A 14,036-nucleotide genomic window follows, 5' to 3' on the forward strand; every position below is an offset into this window, starting at 1 on the left:
AGCGTTTGCCCAGACAAGTTTTAAGTTGCGACTTGTCCCCAAAGTAATCGCTTGCGATAGTGCCATTGTCAGCGTAGAAATTCAGGCCCCCGACAGTGCATTTGTAATGGGAAATGCCAATTTAAGGATTTTCTATAAAAGTGCTCAGCTCGCAAACCCGTCTATTAAAAGTCGAAATAACTTTTCCTCAGGAGATTACTTTAGTATAACTTCATTGACGGATGTGGGGGCAGACACCTCTGTATTTACGCTGAATATTTTGTACAGAGGAGAGCAAGGGAGCGGAACTACCGTAGGGGCTTCTTGGATTTCAGTCGCTGACGTCAAATTTGCGTTGACTGGAACAAATACTTCTAAATGCTATGACTTGTTTTTTCTGCCAATCGGTGCGTCCCGTTCACTGCCCAATACCGTAATAACCCGTGCTTATGCCTCCCCAACGGTGGAGGAACCAGGTCGGACGCTGACTGAAGAAGTAAACGGGACATTTATCAACATTACGAATCAATGTTCGCTTCCAATAGTTGCGATTGCAAAAGCTCCCACCATCAATGCGGGTGAAATGGCGATTCTGACGCTCTCCTCAAAAAATGGAGTCTTTCCCGCTACGGGTACAATTACAGGGCAAGCACCCCTTCAATTAACCCGGGCAGAGCCAATCAAAATGGTATCAGGTAGAAATTCGGGGGGCGAGGGTTGGAGCATCTCAGGAGATACACAAAATTGCACTACCCCCAATGTGATTACCATTACACCCGAAACACCCGCTATTTGTCCGGGCGCATCCATCACCATGAGCGCGAGTGGTTGCACAGGCACGCTGACTTGGTTGGGCGGGCCGAGTCCACAAACTGGGGCTTCGGTCAGTTTTAGTCCTGCCGTTACCACCTCCTATTCGGCGAATTGCAGCACGGGCGGTTCGGAGACCTTTACCATTGTGGTGGCGACCAATACCGTTGCGGTAGGTTACGATGTAATCACAGGCAAAGAACGGTTCAAGGCCGTCACGACCCTTACCTCCACCAAGAAAGTAGGCCACGTCACTTTTACGCCCCGTGCCAACGTAGTCTATGAAGCAGGCAACGCCATCACCTTACTCCCCGGCTTCACAGCAGAAAAATCGAGTACTTTCCAAGCGGAGATAAAGACGTGTCCATAAGGCAATTAGAGATGGACTATAAAAAATCTGGCAGGTAGATTTGAACAGGAAAACGCCTCTCCCGTTGGGCATAGTTAATAACCACGACTTCTACGCCAATGTCTGTGTATCCAAAGACATTGGATTTTAGATTTAAACGAAAGGGCTGCAAAATTTTGCGGCCCTTTCCTGTTTAAAATCTTTATTTTTAGGGGCAATTAAACTTCATCCAATGAAACTAAACCTTTTACCCCTGTTTTGCCTTGTGGGAGTAATGGCCTTTGCCCAAACGCCCAGCATTCAGCAATCAATTTCGATGAAAAGCGTGGGCAGCCCGAAAACCTCACCCGATGGTCGTTGGGTGGCGTATACCGTCACAGAAACCAATTGGGAAGAGAATGCCTACGAGACCGAAATCTGGCTGGCCAACACCGCTACGGGCGAGAAATACCCGCTTACCAACTCCAAAAAATCAAACAGTAGCCCCGTCTGGTCGCCCGATGGCAAAACGCTGGCTTTTCTCTCCACCCGCGACGATAAAAGCCAAATTTACGTCATCAATCCGCAGGGTGGCGAGGCCAAAGCGCTCACCAAATTTGAAACGGGCGTATCGTATTTTGACTTTTCGCCCAACGGAAAATCCATTGTATTTGCCACCACCGTTCCCGATTCCAAAGCGTTTAAAGAACGGGTGGAAAAATACAGCGATTATGAAGTGGTGCAGCAGGATTACAAAATGACGCATCTCTACATCTTGCCCGTTTCGGACACCGCCACCAAGCTCCCCACGCCCAAAGCACTGACGAAAGGAACGGATTTTTCGGTGGGCGGTTTTTCTTTTTCTCCCGACGGCACAAAAATCGCGTTTGATGCCACCAAAAATCCTGACTTGATTAACAGCCATACGGCTGATATTTATGTACTTACGTTGGCCGACACCACTACCCGGAAGATTGTTTCCATGAAAGGCCCCGACAATAACCCCGTTTGGTCGCCCGATGGAAAGCAAATTGCATTCGTAACGGCCAACGAAGACGAATTCTTTTTTTATGCCAATCGTCTCATTGCAAGCGTGCCTGCCGAAGGAGGAACCCCGACCGTTTTGAGCCAAAGTTTTGACGAAAACGCTGGGCTGTTGAATTGGTCGAGCGAAGGGATTTGGTTTGGTGGCTTGCAGAAAACGAGTGCGCACTTGTTTTTACTCAATCCATCCACCAAGAAGTTTACCAAAATTACGCAACCTGACAACCTCATCGCCAACCAGTTCTCATTCACGAAAGACTTCAAACAAATCGCTTTTGTGATGGCTTCGCCCAATCAAATGGGAGAAATTGCGGTTTCGACCATTCCCGCTTTTTCGCCCAAAATCCTGACGCAAATGAGTGACCAACTCAAACCCTACAAAACGGCGAGCCGGGAAGTGATTAGCTGGAAATCGCGCGATGGCGCCACGATCGAAGGTGTATTAATCAAACCCGCCAATTATGACCCCACCAAGAAATATCCACTTTTGGTCGTAATCCACGGTGGCCCAACGGGCATTGATATGCCGAGCATTACGGCCGACCGCTACTACCCCATCGAACTTTTTGCGGCCAAAGGCGCACTGGTACTGCGTCCCAACTACCGTGGTTCGGCGGGCTATGGCAAAGCATTCAGGGCGTTAAATGTCCGCAATTTGGGCGTGGGCGATTACGACGATGTCATTTCGGGCGTGGATTTTCTGATTGGAAAAGGCATGGTCGACAAAGACAAAGTAGGTGCTATGGGCTGGAGTCAGGGTGGCTATATTTCGGCGTTCATCACCACCTTCAGCGACCGTTTTAAAGCAACGTCGGTCGGGGCAGGAATTTCCAATTGGGCCACCTATTACCAAAATACCGACATTACGCCTTTTACGCGGCAATACCTCAAAGGAACACCGTGGAATGACCCCGAGATTTATAAGAAAACATCCCCCATTTCGTACATCAAAACCGCAAAAACTCCGACACTCATTCAACACGGCGAACTGGACCGGCGCGTGCCCATTGCCAATGCCTACGAGCTGAGATTGGCGTTGGAAGACAACAACGTCCCCGTCAAAATGGTGGTTTATAAAGGCTTTGGCCACGGCATTACCAAACCAAAACAAATGCGGCAGGTCATGGAAGAAAACCTACAATGGTTTGGAAAATGGGTCTTTGGCGAAGAAACGAAGAATTAAACCTTAAAAACTGAGCTTTTACTCTTATTAATTTTACTACTCCTAACTTAATGAAAAAACTACTTTTATCCCTCTGTATATTCTCCCTGATTTCACTTTTTGCATCGGCCCAGCCCAAGCCCAACTTGGAATCTATTGTCCAAAAACACGTTAAAAACTACTACGCCGACCTGTATGATTTTATGGTTTTGCCGAGCAATGCGCACATCAAAGAGCAGATTCAGCCCAACTTGGATTGGCTGAAAAAAGCCTTTGAGAAACGCGGCTTCAGCACCGAAGCACTGCCAACGGGCGGGCACCCTGTTTTTTTTGCCGAGAAGAAACCCGCTACCCCAACCTCGGGACCGCTCAAAACATTGTTGTTTTACATGCACTTCGACGGACAACCCGTGGAGCCCGAAAAATGGCAACAGGAATCTCCCTACAAGCCCGTCCTGAAAAAACGGGGAGCCAACGGCCAATGGGAAAAGATAGACTGGAACAACCTACAAACGGGCTACGACCCCGAATGGCGCATCTTTGCCCGGGCTGTTTCGGACGATAAGGGGCCAATTTTGATGTTGCTGGCGGCCTTGGACATGATGCAAAAAGAAAGCATCAACTCCCCCTACCACATCAAAGTCATCTTGGACAGTGAGGAAGAAATCGGTGCGCCACACCTGGCCGAAGCTGTGAAGAAATACAAAGAAAAACTGGCCGCTGATTTTCTGATGGTGATGGATGGCGGACGGCACCTCTCCAACGAGCCTACGCTTACGTACGGCTGTCGTGGCATTGCCACCATTACGCTGACCACTTATGGGCCAAAAACACCACAACACAGCGGCCATTACGGAAATTATGCCCCTAACCCGGCGTTGCGCATGGCGCAGTTGCTGGCCTCCATGAAAGACGAAGACGGCCGCGTGACGATTCCGGGCTATTACGACGGCATCAGCATCGACGCCGACGCCCGCAAAATTCTGGCGGCAGTTCCCGACAGTCCCGAAAACATTAGGCAAAAACTAGGCTTTGCGGCGCCCGATAAGGTAGGGGCCAATTATCAGGAAGCCTTGCAGTATCCTTCTCTCAACATTCGGGGGCTGGTTTGTGCCAACATCGGCGAAAAAGCCAACACCATCGTACCAGAAGAGGCCATTGCCGAAATAGACCTGCGACTGGTTCCCGAAACCGACCCCGACCGCTTGGTTTCGTTGATAAAAAAACACATTGAAGGAAAAGGTTACGTTATTCTGAATCGTAAACCCACCGATGAAGAACGCCTCAAATACCCTAAAATCGTCACCCTTACCGAACGGGAATCCAGAATGCTGCCTTTCCGGACCGATTTCGGCATTTACCCCGACCGCTGGCTGACGGCCGCCATGATGCGCACCTTTGGCAAAGAGCCCATCAAAATACGCATGACGGGCGGCTCCGTGCCGATTGTGCCGTTTTTAAGAGAGTTGAATTTGCCCGCTATTCACGTGCCGATGGTCAACATGGACAACAATCAACACGCCGCCAATGAAAATTTGCGACTGGGTAATTATGTAGAAGGAATAAAAACGTGGATGGCGATTTTGACGCAGGAGCAAGTAAAATAAACAGGCGTCGGACGGTTTTGAACGGGGGCGCCCAGCCCGTCTGACGCTTATGAGCAATAAAAACCTGGATGGCGATTTTGACGCAGGAACAAGTAAAATAAACAAGCGTCTGACGCTTAGTCTCTGCCTAAGTGCAATGCCGCTTTGGCGCGGTCGTAGAAACCTGTGCTTTTGAAGGTAAAGGTTTTGTGAAGAATATAATTGCTGACAAAACTCAGTCCCATTCCTACCAGCGTAGAAGATGCCTCGGTGACGTTGACATCCTTGTATTTTTCGGGAATGATACCGTACGGAATTTTATAAATATAATCGTTGGGATCTGATGAGTGCAGAATTTTGAGCGTTAAAGCCGCAAAACCAACCGTAATTCCAAAAGAAATACAGGCTACAATACCAAATTTCACCATCTCACGGCGGGTTTTATTGGTATTGCGGGCATCAAAAGCAAACATTTTGGTGAGTACAAAGCCCACAACAAACGAGACGATGTAGCCCAACGATACTGACGTAAAAAAATCAACGTAGTTACGAAAAAAACTGCCTGCTACAAATTGTACCGCCGCGCCAGTGCCTGCAATCAAAAAATATACGATGAGGTCTTTAAAATTGAATAGTGTTGATTTCTTCTTCACAAGCATAAAATAAGGCCACTTTCATCAAACAAATGGCATGAAACAGCGGATATGAAGGCACAAAATAAACGCATTTCGGATACGGTCGCAAAAAACCTTCTCCTTTTTTATCTATCGGTCTTTGGTATATCTGTTTTTTTTGGAATAAAAATCATAAAAAGGAAAACAGTTTTCGACAATTCGGTGCAAAAGCACTCAAAGCCGAAAACTGTTTTTTAAGAATTTGCTAGACGTTTACTTTTTTCTAGGCGGTGTAGGAGTGACAGGGGCCACGGGTTGTCCTACCCTCGTGGGAGGCCGTACCGCCTTGGGTGTTTGAGTACCAACGCGCGGTGCAGGCTCGGCAGGCGGCGGCGGTGGTGATATCTTGCGGGGCACTCTTGCTCTCGCTGGCTCAACGGGCGGCGGCGGCGGCGGCGGATAGGCACGACTCATTTCTACAGCGTGAAAGTCTATTTCGCGTGAATACTTCTCGTTGAGTTCTTCCAATTCCCGCATTTGATTTTCCAGTTCTTCCACAGGTTTGCGAACCGTTTTTAGTTGGAGCCGCAACTCTCCCAATTGTTGATTCAACTGCTGCATCTGCGTTTCGCGCTGCTTGATTTGGTTTTCCAACTCGTCGATTTCCTTTTCAACTTCGGCCGCTGATTTTTTTACTTTTTGCCCTTCTTGGTACATCACCTTATTTCGTTTTTCGAGCACTTGGTTTCGTTCATCGGCGGCCTTGTTCTTTTTCCATTCCAACACCTCCATTTTTCGTTCCAACTCGCTGGTTTTGAATTCATGCTGCTCCATCTCCAACCGAAGGGCTTCCATTTTTTGGTGTTGAGGCTCCATCAATCGGTTGAGGCTGTCCATTCTGCGGTGATGATACTGCATTTTACGTTCATCAATGGTATCAGAAAAAGCAACCGCAATGGCGTCAACAATGGGTTGGGCATCGGCCAATGCCTGTTCAGATATTGCATCCAATTGGTCATCTGTAATGCTTATATTCTCAAAATCAATGTGAGAAAGTCCGTTTGCCAAGGCCGCCATTCCTTGATGAAGGCCCGTTTCGGCATCGGTAAGACGAGCTAAAATGGCTTTTTGCTCCGCATTTTTGATGCTTTCAAGCGTGATTTCTCCATTGTCAAGCTTGTCTTTTAATTTCTGCAATTCTACCACTTCCTCCGCGGTTAATGGGCGTTGTCTCCACGTCACTTTTGTGAGTTTTCCATTTTCATCCAATTCAATTTTTGCGTCTTTGGATGTATGGCTGATATTCTTGGTTTTGGGTGCCTTAGGCTTATCTTGCGGTTGAAACGCATACACCGACACCCCAAATACCAACAGCACGAGCAATACCAATGCATTGGGACTCATTCTCTGCTGCGGTTTTTCGGGAACCCCCAGCACCCTGCGCACACGTTGCAACATCACCCCTCTTTTGGAAGCAAAGGCCATGGCCAACGCGGGCGACTGACGAAACGCTTCCACTTCGGCCAACGCCCGGGCAAAGGCCACCTTGTCGCCACAAATCTGAATCGCTACGTCGTCGCAGCAATGCTCACGCTCAATGCGCACCCGCGACGACACCCACCACAACGCGGGATGGAAAAAATATACCACCTCAACCAACGATTGCAGGAGATTAACCAAATAGTCGTACCGCTTCACGTGAGCCAATTCATGCGCCAAAATCGCCTCAATTTGCTTGACACTCAATCCAGTCGCTAGCCCAACGGGAAGCAAAACGACGGGGCGAATAAAGCCAATGACCACGGGCGTACTCACCCGTACCGACTCAAACAAGTGCACGGTTGAACGAATGTTGAGCGCAGTAGCAATTCGCCGAAACATATCCTGAATGCCCGATTCGGTCAGTCGAATCCCTTCGGCCTTCAATTGTTGTACATACACCCAACTCCCAACCAAACGCAACAACAATACAGAGGCGCCAATGACCCAAAACAGCACGATGGTCTCCAGATGGCTCTGCAAAAACCACAAAGTCTGCTTGTACCAAGGTAAGGAAATCATCACTTGCGAGCCTTTTGTCATCAAGGGCTGCGCAAATTGGGTCACTTTAGGAAGAGACGCCTGCAATACACGAGGTTGATAATACAACGCAAACGTACCTGCTGAGGCCACTACCTGAATCAACAAAGCACCGATACCCGTCCAATAACGGCTATAACTCGCCTTTCGACGTAGCAAAAACAAGATTCCAGCGGCCACTAGAGCAATGGCAAACCCCTGCCAAACGGCGTGGAGGAGCATCCAACCAAAAGCTTCGATGACGGGTTCTGAGGATAATGAGAAAAGTTTCATGGCTGTTTTTCGATTTGGTCTAAGAGTTTACGAATTTCGTCGAGTTCGGCAGGAGTGGCTTTGTGATTGCCCAAGGCATGCATGACCAGTTTGCTGGCTGAGCCGCGAAAAGCCGTGTCGACAAAGCGTTCGAGTAAGGTCGATTGCGTTTCTTCTTCGCTAACATTGGCAGCGTACACGTGCGACCGTGCTTCTTCCAAACGCGTCAAAAGGCCTTTTTCGTGCATAATCTGCATCAGTTTAAGCGTAGTGGTGTAGCCCACATCTTTGTTTTGGGCGAGGCGCTCATTCACCTGCCGCACGGTGCAGGGCCCCTCTTGCCAAAGCACCTGCAAAATTTCGAGTTCAGAATCGGTTGGTTTCATGGTTTTGTCATGCGGTTAAGCATTTATTTAATCTACGAATAATTTCGTAACAAACATATACGAAGACTTTCGTAATACCAAATTTTTTATACGAAATATTTCGTAGATAAAACTTAGCCAGTTTCTTAAACTTGCCAAGTTTGGGTTTTGCGGCTTTTTTGCCCAATTTTACAGTCCTAAAATAGCTAACCGGTTATTCGTTCATCGTTAGCTTTTACGACTAAAAAAATGACCACCACGATTGTTCCCCAACTCCAAGCTACGCAACAAGCGGCGGCCCAAGTGCGCCGTTTGACGAGTGCGCAAAAAACGACTCTCCTGAATCGTTTGGCTGACATACTGATTGAAAACCAAGTCCATATCATGGCTGAAAACCAAAAAGATATGGAGCGTATGCCAGACGGAGACCCGAAAAAAGACCGTTTATTTCTCAACGAAAAACGTATACAGGGCTTGGCCGACAGCCTGCGCGACGTGGCGCAATTGCCCGACCCATCGGGACAGGTGTTGTTTGAGCGAGAAATTGAACAGGGACTCAAACTTAAAAAAATAGCCGTGCCGCTCGGCGTGGTCGGAGCGATTTTTGAATCGCGCCCCAACGTAACCGTAGACGTAGCCGCGCTGTGCCTGCGCTCGGGCAACGCCTGCGTGCTCAAAGGCGGCAAAGAAGCCGATTTCTCCAATCGTTGTTTGGTGGGGTTGATTCACCAAGCATTGCAAGAAAACGGCATAGACACCAACGCGGTGATGTTGCTACCAACCGACCGCCAATTTGTGATGGAACTGCTCACGGCTACGCGCTATGTTGATATTATCATTCCTCGTGGTTCAGAATCTTTGATTCAGTTTGTGCGTAAAAACTCACTGATTCCAACCATCGAAACGGGCGCGGGGGTATGCCATGGTTACGTAGAAGCTACGGCCGATTTGACCAAAGCCCGCGACATTGTAGTAAATGCGCGTGTATCACGTCCGTCGGTTTGTAATTCGATGGATTGCGTGATTGTTGACAAAGCCATTGCGACTACTTTTTTGCCGATGCTCAAAGAAGATTTTATCAAATGGAACGTAAAAGTATTTGCCGACGATGAATCTTATCCTTTATTTGAGCAAATGCAATATCCCATGCTCCAACACGCTCAACCGCAGGATTTTGGGCGAGAATTTCTGGATTACAAAATAGCGGTAAAAATCGTAGATGGTCTGGACGAAGCCCTCTCACACATTCAAAATTATTCGTCGCGCCACTCTGAAGCCATTGTTTCCCAAAACCAATCTTCCATTGAGCGTTTTCTCAATGAAGTAGATGCCGCCGCCGTGTATGCCAATGCCTCCACGCGCTTTACCGACGGTGGGGTGTTTGGACTCGGCGCCGAAATTGGCATTTCGACCCAAAAACTTCACGCACGAGGGCCCTTTGCCTTAGAAAAATTGGTAACGGAGAAATGGGTGGTTGTGGGTGATGGGCAGGTGCGCTGGTAGAATAACTTAACTTTGTATAAAACCTAACGTTAAACACTCAAGCCCACATGAAACACCTACTATTGGTGGTTTTCTTTTTTTGTATGTCTGAAACCATTTTTGCCCAAAACAACCTATCACAGCGCCTTTTCGACGCGCACGAGATGTTCAAAGAAAAAAGCGTCGCCGAGCGTCGGGCGTTTAAACATCGTCATTTGGTTCCCCTCATCGATAAGGCCAAAGCCAACCCCAATTTCAGCGTCACGGAGGCGGGGAAATCGTTTGAGGGCCGTTCAATCTTCCAATTAAAATACGGCAAGGGCGCACCTCCCGTTTTGCTGTGGTCGCAGATGCACGGCGACGAAGCCACCGCCACAATGGCATTGCTGGATATTTTCAATTTTCTGAGCGCAAGCGGCGATGGCTTTGACGATTTGCGCAAAAAGCTTCAGGAAAAAAGTACGCTCTATTTCGTTCCGATGCTCAACCCCGACGGCGTGGAGCGTTGGCAACGCCGCACCGCGCAAGAAATCGACATGAACCGCGACGCGTTGCGGTTGCAGTGCCCCGAGTCAAAATTGCTCAAACATCTTCAGCAGACCCTCAAACCTGCCGTGGGTTTCAACCTCCACGACCAAAGCCCGCGCTACAGCGTAGGTGAGTCGAAAGAAGTAGCCGCAATTTCGTTTTTGGCAACGGCCTACAACGAAGAGCGTACCATCAATTCTGTTCGTGAGCGCGCCATGCAGTTGATTGTGGGCATGAACCGTGAATTGCAAAAGTTTGTCCCCAACCAAGTAGCACGCTATTCGGATGAGTTTGAACCACGCGCCTTTGGCGACAACATCGCCAAGTGGGGCACCAGTTTGGTGTTGGTTGAATCAGGGGGATACAAAAATGACCCCGAAAAGCAGTATCTGCGCAAAATGAATTTTGTGGCCATTTTGACCGCGCTAGAATCCATTGCCGATGGCACTTATGCCCGCGAAAATCGAAACGATTACGAGAAAATCCCCCAAAACGCGCGTAACCACTACGACCTCATCATTCGTAATGCCAAAACTGAATTAAATGGTCAAACCTACACCGTTGATGTCGCCATTAACCGCAACGAGGTCAACAATGCCGACGCCACCGCGTTCAGTTACCGCAGCAGCATCGAAGATTTCGGCGATTTGTCGGTCTTCTACGGCATTGATGAACTCGACGCCCAAGGCGCTATGCTCGTTGACGCTAAAGGCAAGCCGCTTGTATTAAGATTGGGCGACCGAGGCAATTTTGAGCTTCGTTCCAACAAGAAAAGCTGGAAAGTCGAAAGCGGATTTTTGAAAAGTTTGTAGTTTTTTTAAAATGCAAAAAAATTGGTGCGGTGGGTTGCTTAAATCCACCGCATTTTGTTTATTCCTAAACCTTATACCATTAAAAATGAAAATACTAAAACTCATCCTGACGTACCTATTCGGTGCCTTCATGATTTTTGGGGGTGTAAATCACTTCCTAAAGCCCGAAATGTACCTTCCTTTTGTTCCGAGTTTTTTACCGGGCGAGGCCATCAACTATCTATCAGGAATAGCCGAAATCATCGTGGGCATCGGCGTTTTTATTCCAGCCTTTCGCCCACAGTCTACCCTCGGGATTCTCGTGCTGATGTTACTGTTTTTGCCATTGCACATCGTTGATGTATTCAAAGAAAATCCCGCCATCGGCAGTCATCAAATGGCGCTGATTCGCTTACCCCTGCAATTTGTGTTTATTTTATGGGCTTGGTTCATTCATAAAAAATAATCCTACGACATTGACCATGAAAAGACGAACGTTGCTTTCATCTCTCGCCTTGGCACCTTTAGCCATTCATGCTAAAAATACCACCCAACCAACGCTTCTAGACCGAGGCACTTTTGCCATTGATGCCAACCGGGTGCGTTTCTTCAACACCACCATTCGCGAGCGTTTTAGTATTCTATTTGTAGCCGACACGCACCTGTTCATTGATGATGCGCGAGGAGAACCTTACCGACAATACAGCGCCCGCATGGCCAAAGCCTACAACCAAACGAAGCATTTTCAGACGGGTGAACCAACAAATCCCGAAAAATGCTTTCAGGAAACACTGGCCATTGCCCAAAAAGAAGGGGTTTCGTTGGTGGCACTCATTGGCGACATCATGAGTTTTCCTTCCGAAGCCGCCGTTGATTGGGTAAGTCAACAATTAAAAACGGCCAATTTACCCTACGTCTATACCGCAGGAAACCACGATTGGCACTACGAAGGAATGTCGGGCTCGGCAAGGGAACTGCGCGATACGTGGACAAAAAAGCGCCTTTTTCCGCTCTATCAGGGCGAAAATCCACTGATGACCGTGCGCGAAGTTAAGGGCGTACGTTTTGTCGTTATCGACAATTCTATTTACGAAATCCTGCCCGAGCAGTTGGCGTTTTTCCGTAAAGAAGTTGCCACGGGAAAACCCTTAGTTTTGATGGTTCATATCCCCCTGTATGCGCCCGAAAGAGGCATGGGTTTCGGGTGTGGGCATCCCGAATGGAGTGCCAAAACAGACCGAAATTATGAGTTAGAGCGCCGTCAGCGGTGGCCAGAAGCGGGACACACCGAAGTGACCATGGCTTTTCATAAAGAAGCAATGAAAGCGCCCAACCTGCTAGGAGTATTTGCGGGACACACCCACAACCAATCACTAGATGTAGTCAACGGTTTACCCCAAATCGTCACCAATCCCAACGCGACGGGCGCTTACTTAAAGATAGAATTTGTGCCACAACCTGGATAGCTGCAATAGGATGTAGATATGACGATGGAAGTGGGGCATCAGCTTCCATTATTTACTGTGGGTGAGCACTCCGATTTTGTCCGTTGCTTTTGCTACAACTGGTATACATTGCAATTCGTAAAAGGGATTTATATAGCTTTGTCCAAAATTTCAGGAAGCGTAATGCATATTTTTCATTCCATCGCCGACCTCCGCTCATACTTGCGTTTACAACGCCAACAAGGCAAGACCGTAGGATTTGTACCCACCATGGGGGCATTGCACGAAGGACATTTGTCGCTCATCGAAGCCTCCAAGGCGCAAAATGACCTTAGCGTTTGCAGTATTTTTGTCAATCCGATTCAATTCAATAATCCCGACGACCTCGCCCGTTATCCCCGTACCCTCGACACCGACTGTGCGATGCTCGCTCCCGCAGGTTGTGATGCCGTTTTTGCGCCGTCGGCCGAAGAGATGTACGGAAAGGCCAAAGCGTCCGACGGTTCTAAACCGTCAGACGCTTATGCTAAACCTATTTTAAAATTTGATTTTGGGGCACTGGAGCACGTCATGGAAGGGCAATTTCGGCCTGGGCATTTCAACGGGGTCGGGATTGTGGTGTCTAAGTTGTTCAACATCGTTCAGCCCGACCGGACCTACTTTGGCCAAAAAGACTTACAACAAGTGGCCGTGGTTCGCCAGATGATGATTGACCTTGGTTTTCAGATTGAACTTCACTCCTGCCCCACCCTCCGCGAATCCGACGGACTGGCGATGTCGTCCCGCAATCGAAACCTCACGACGGAAGAGCGCGCCATTGCCCCGCATATTTTTAAAGGATTAAGCCTAGCCAAATCGTTGTTGCTTTCAGGCCGTACCCCTGCTGAAGTGAAACGAGAAATCAGCGCGCATTTTGAGCAACAACCCGCCTTTCGATTGGAGTATTTTGAGATTGTGGACGCCCATTCGCTTCAAACCATCGAGGCAATGGCCGATGCAGGACAAACGGCGCTTTGCATTGCCGCTCATTTGGGAAAAGTGCGTCTGATTGATAATGTGGTTTTTTAACGTGAACTTTGCCCCCCGATTAGCCGTTTTTCAGGTGATTAACCACATAGACATTTAGCTTATCACTCATTTTCAGCAAGAGAGCCGAGACACTGTTTTACAAACATTTTCTCAACGGTTTTACCACTGATTAATAACTTTTCTCAAGATGTTTGTCACATTATTCAAATCAAAAATCCACCGCGTTAAGGTCACTCAGGCAGAATTAAACTACGTTGGGAGCATTACGATTGACGAAGACCTGATGGATGCCGCAGGTATTCTGGAAAATGAACAAGTGCACGTAGTCAACAATAACAACGGCGAACGACTCATTACGTATGTCATTAAGGGTGAGCGCGGTACGGGCATTATTTGCCTCAACGGCGCAGCCGCCCGCAAAGCGCAGGTAGGTGATGTGGTCATCATTATTTCGTACGGCATGATGACTCAGGAAGAAGCAAAAACGTTTAAACCTAAAGTCGTTTTTCCCGACGAAAACAATAAAATAATTGGCAGTTAGC

Annotated in this window: 12 protein-coding genes; 9 read left to right on the forward strand and 3 right to left on the reverse strand. The window is 48.2% G+C overall.

Going from position 1 to position 14,036, the window contains the following annotated elements:
- The 3 genes from NCI00_RS24980 to NCI00_RS24990 all read left to right on the forward strand — a co-directional run.
- The coding region (locus NCI00_RS24980; RefSeq protein WP_374758866.1) for a 3-coathanger stack domain-containing protein at positions 1 to 1,159 on the forward strand (1,159 nt) is incomplete at its 5' end.
- Between the two features lie 211 nt (positions 1,160 to 1,370).
- Positions 1,371 to 3,344: a S9 family peptidase gene (locus NCI00_RS24985; protein ID WP_253532243.1), complete on the forward strand. Its 1,974-nt coding sequence runs from the start codon at positions 1,371 to 1,373 to the stop codon at positions 3,342 to 3,344.
- 50 nt (positions 3,345 to 3,394) lie between these two features.
- Positions 3,395 to 4,930, forward strand: a complete 1,536-nt coding sequence (locus NCI00_RS24990) for a M20/M25/M40 family metallo-hydrolase (protein ID WP_253532244.1) — start codon at positions 3,395 to 3,397, stop codon at positions 4,928 to 4,930.
- Between the two features lie 116 nt (positions 4,931 to 5,046).
- Here NCI00_RS24990 and NCI00_RS24995 read toward each other — a convergent pair whose 3' ends face one another.
- The 3 genes from NCI00_RS24995 to NCI00_RS25005 form a co-directional block, all read right to left on the reverse strand.
- Positions 5,047 to 5,568: a GtrA family protein gene (locus NCI00_RS24995; RefSeq protein WP_166559832.1), complete on the reverse strand. Its 522-nt coding sequence runs from the start codon at positions 5,566 to 5,568 to the stop codon at positions 5,047 to 5,049.
- A 228-nt stretch (positions 5,569 to 5,796) separates the two neighbouring features.
- A complete protein-coding gene (locus NCI00_RS25000) occupies positions 5,797 to 7,875 on the reverse strand; it encodes a M56 family metallopeptidase (RefSeq protein WP_253532245.1) in 2,079 nt (692 codons plus the stop codon).
- Positions 7,872 to 8,240: a BlaI/MecI/CopY family transcriptional regulator gene (locus tag NCI00_RS25005; RefSeq protein ID WP_114067508.1), complete on the reverse strand. Its 369-nt coding sequence runs from the start codon at positions 8,238 to 8,240 to the stop codon at positions 7,872 to 7,874. The genes NCI00_RS25000 and NCI00_RS25005 overlap by 4 nt, the downstream gene beginning before the upstream one ends.
- A 228-nt stretch (positions 8,241 to 8,468) precedes the next feature.
- On the opposite strand from NCI00_RS25005, the gene NCI00_RS25010 reads away from it, so the two are divergent.
- From NCI00_RS25010 to panD, 6 genes are all read left to right on the forward strand, one after another.
- Positions 8,469 to 9,722: a glutamate-5-semialdehyde dehydrogenase gene (locus tag NCI00_RS25010; protein WP_253532246.1), complete on the forward strand. Its 1,254-nt coding sequence runs from the start codon at positions 8,469 to 8,471 to the stop codon at positions 9,720 to 9,722.
- 47 nt (positions 9,723 to 9,769) lie between these two features.
- Positions 9,770 to 11,041 (forward strand): M14 family zinc carboxypeptidase, encoded by a 1,272-nt coding sequence (locus NCI00_RS25015; RefSeq protein ID WP_253532247.1) that lies wholly within the window; start codon positions 9,770 to 9,772, stop codon positions 11,039 to 11,041.
- 85 nt (positions 11,042 to 11,126) lie between these two features.
- A complete protein-coding gene (locus NCI00_RS25020; protein WP_253532249.1) occupies positions 11,127 to 11,486 on the forward strand; it encodes a DoxX family protein in 360 nt (119 codons plus the stop codon).
- A gap of 16 nt (positions 11,487 to 11,502) precedes the next feature.
- Positions 11,503 to 12,486 carry a metallophosphoesterase family protein gene (locus tag NCI00_RS25025; RefSeq protein ID WP_253532251.1) on the forward strand — a complete coding sequence of 328 codons (984 nt, stop codon included), beginning with the start codon at positions 11,503 to 11,505 and terminating at the stop codon, positions 12,484 to 12,486.
- A gap of 162 nt (positions 12,487 to 12,648) precedes the next feature.
- On the forward strand, positions 12,649 to 13,533 hold the full coding sequence (gene panC, locus NCI00_RS25030) for a pantoate--beta-alanine ligase (protein WP_253532252.1): 885 nt from the start codon (positions 12,649 to 12,651) through the stop codon (positions 13,531 to 13,533).
- A gap of 148 nt (positions 13,534 to 13,681) precedes the next feature.
- Entirely contained in the window at positions 13,682 to 14,035 is a 354-nt protein-coding gene (panD, locus tag NCI00_RS25035; RefSeq protein ID WP_253532253.1) for an aspartate 1-decarboxylase, read from the forward strand.
- Position 14,036: the final 1 nt, after the last annotated feature.

This window comes from Runella salmonicolor (assembly GCF_024158025.1).
Taxonomy (GTDB): domain Bacteria; phylum Bacteroidota; class Bacteroidia; order Cytophagales; family Spirosomataceae; genus Runella; species Runella salmonicolor.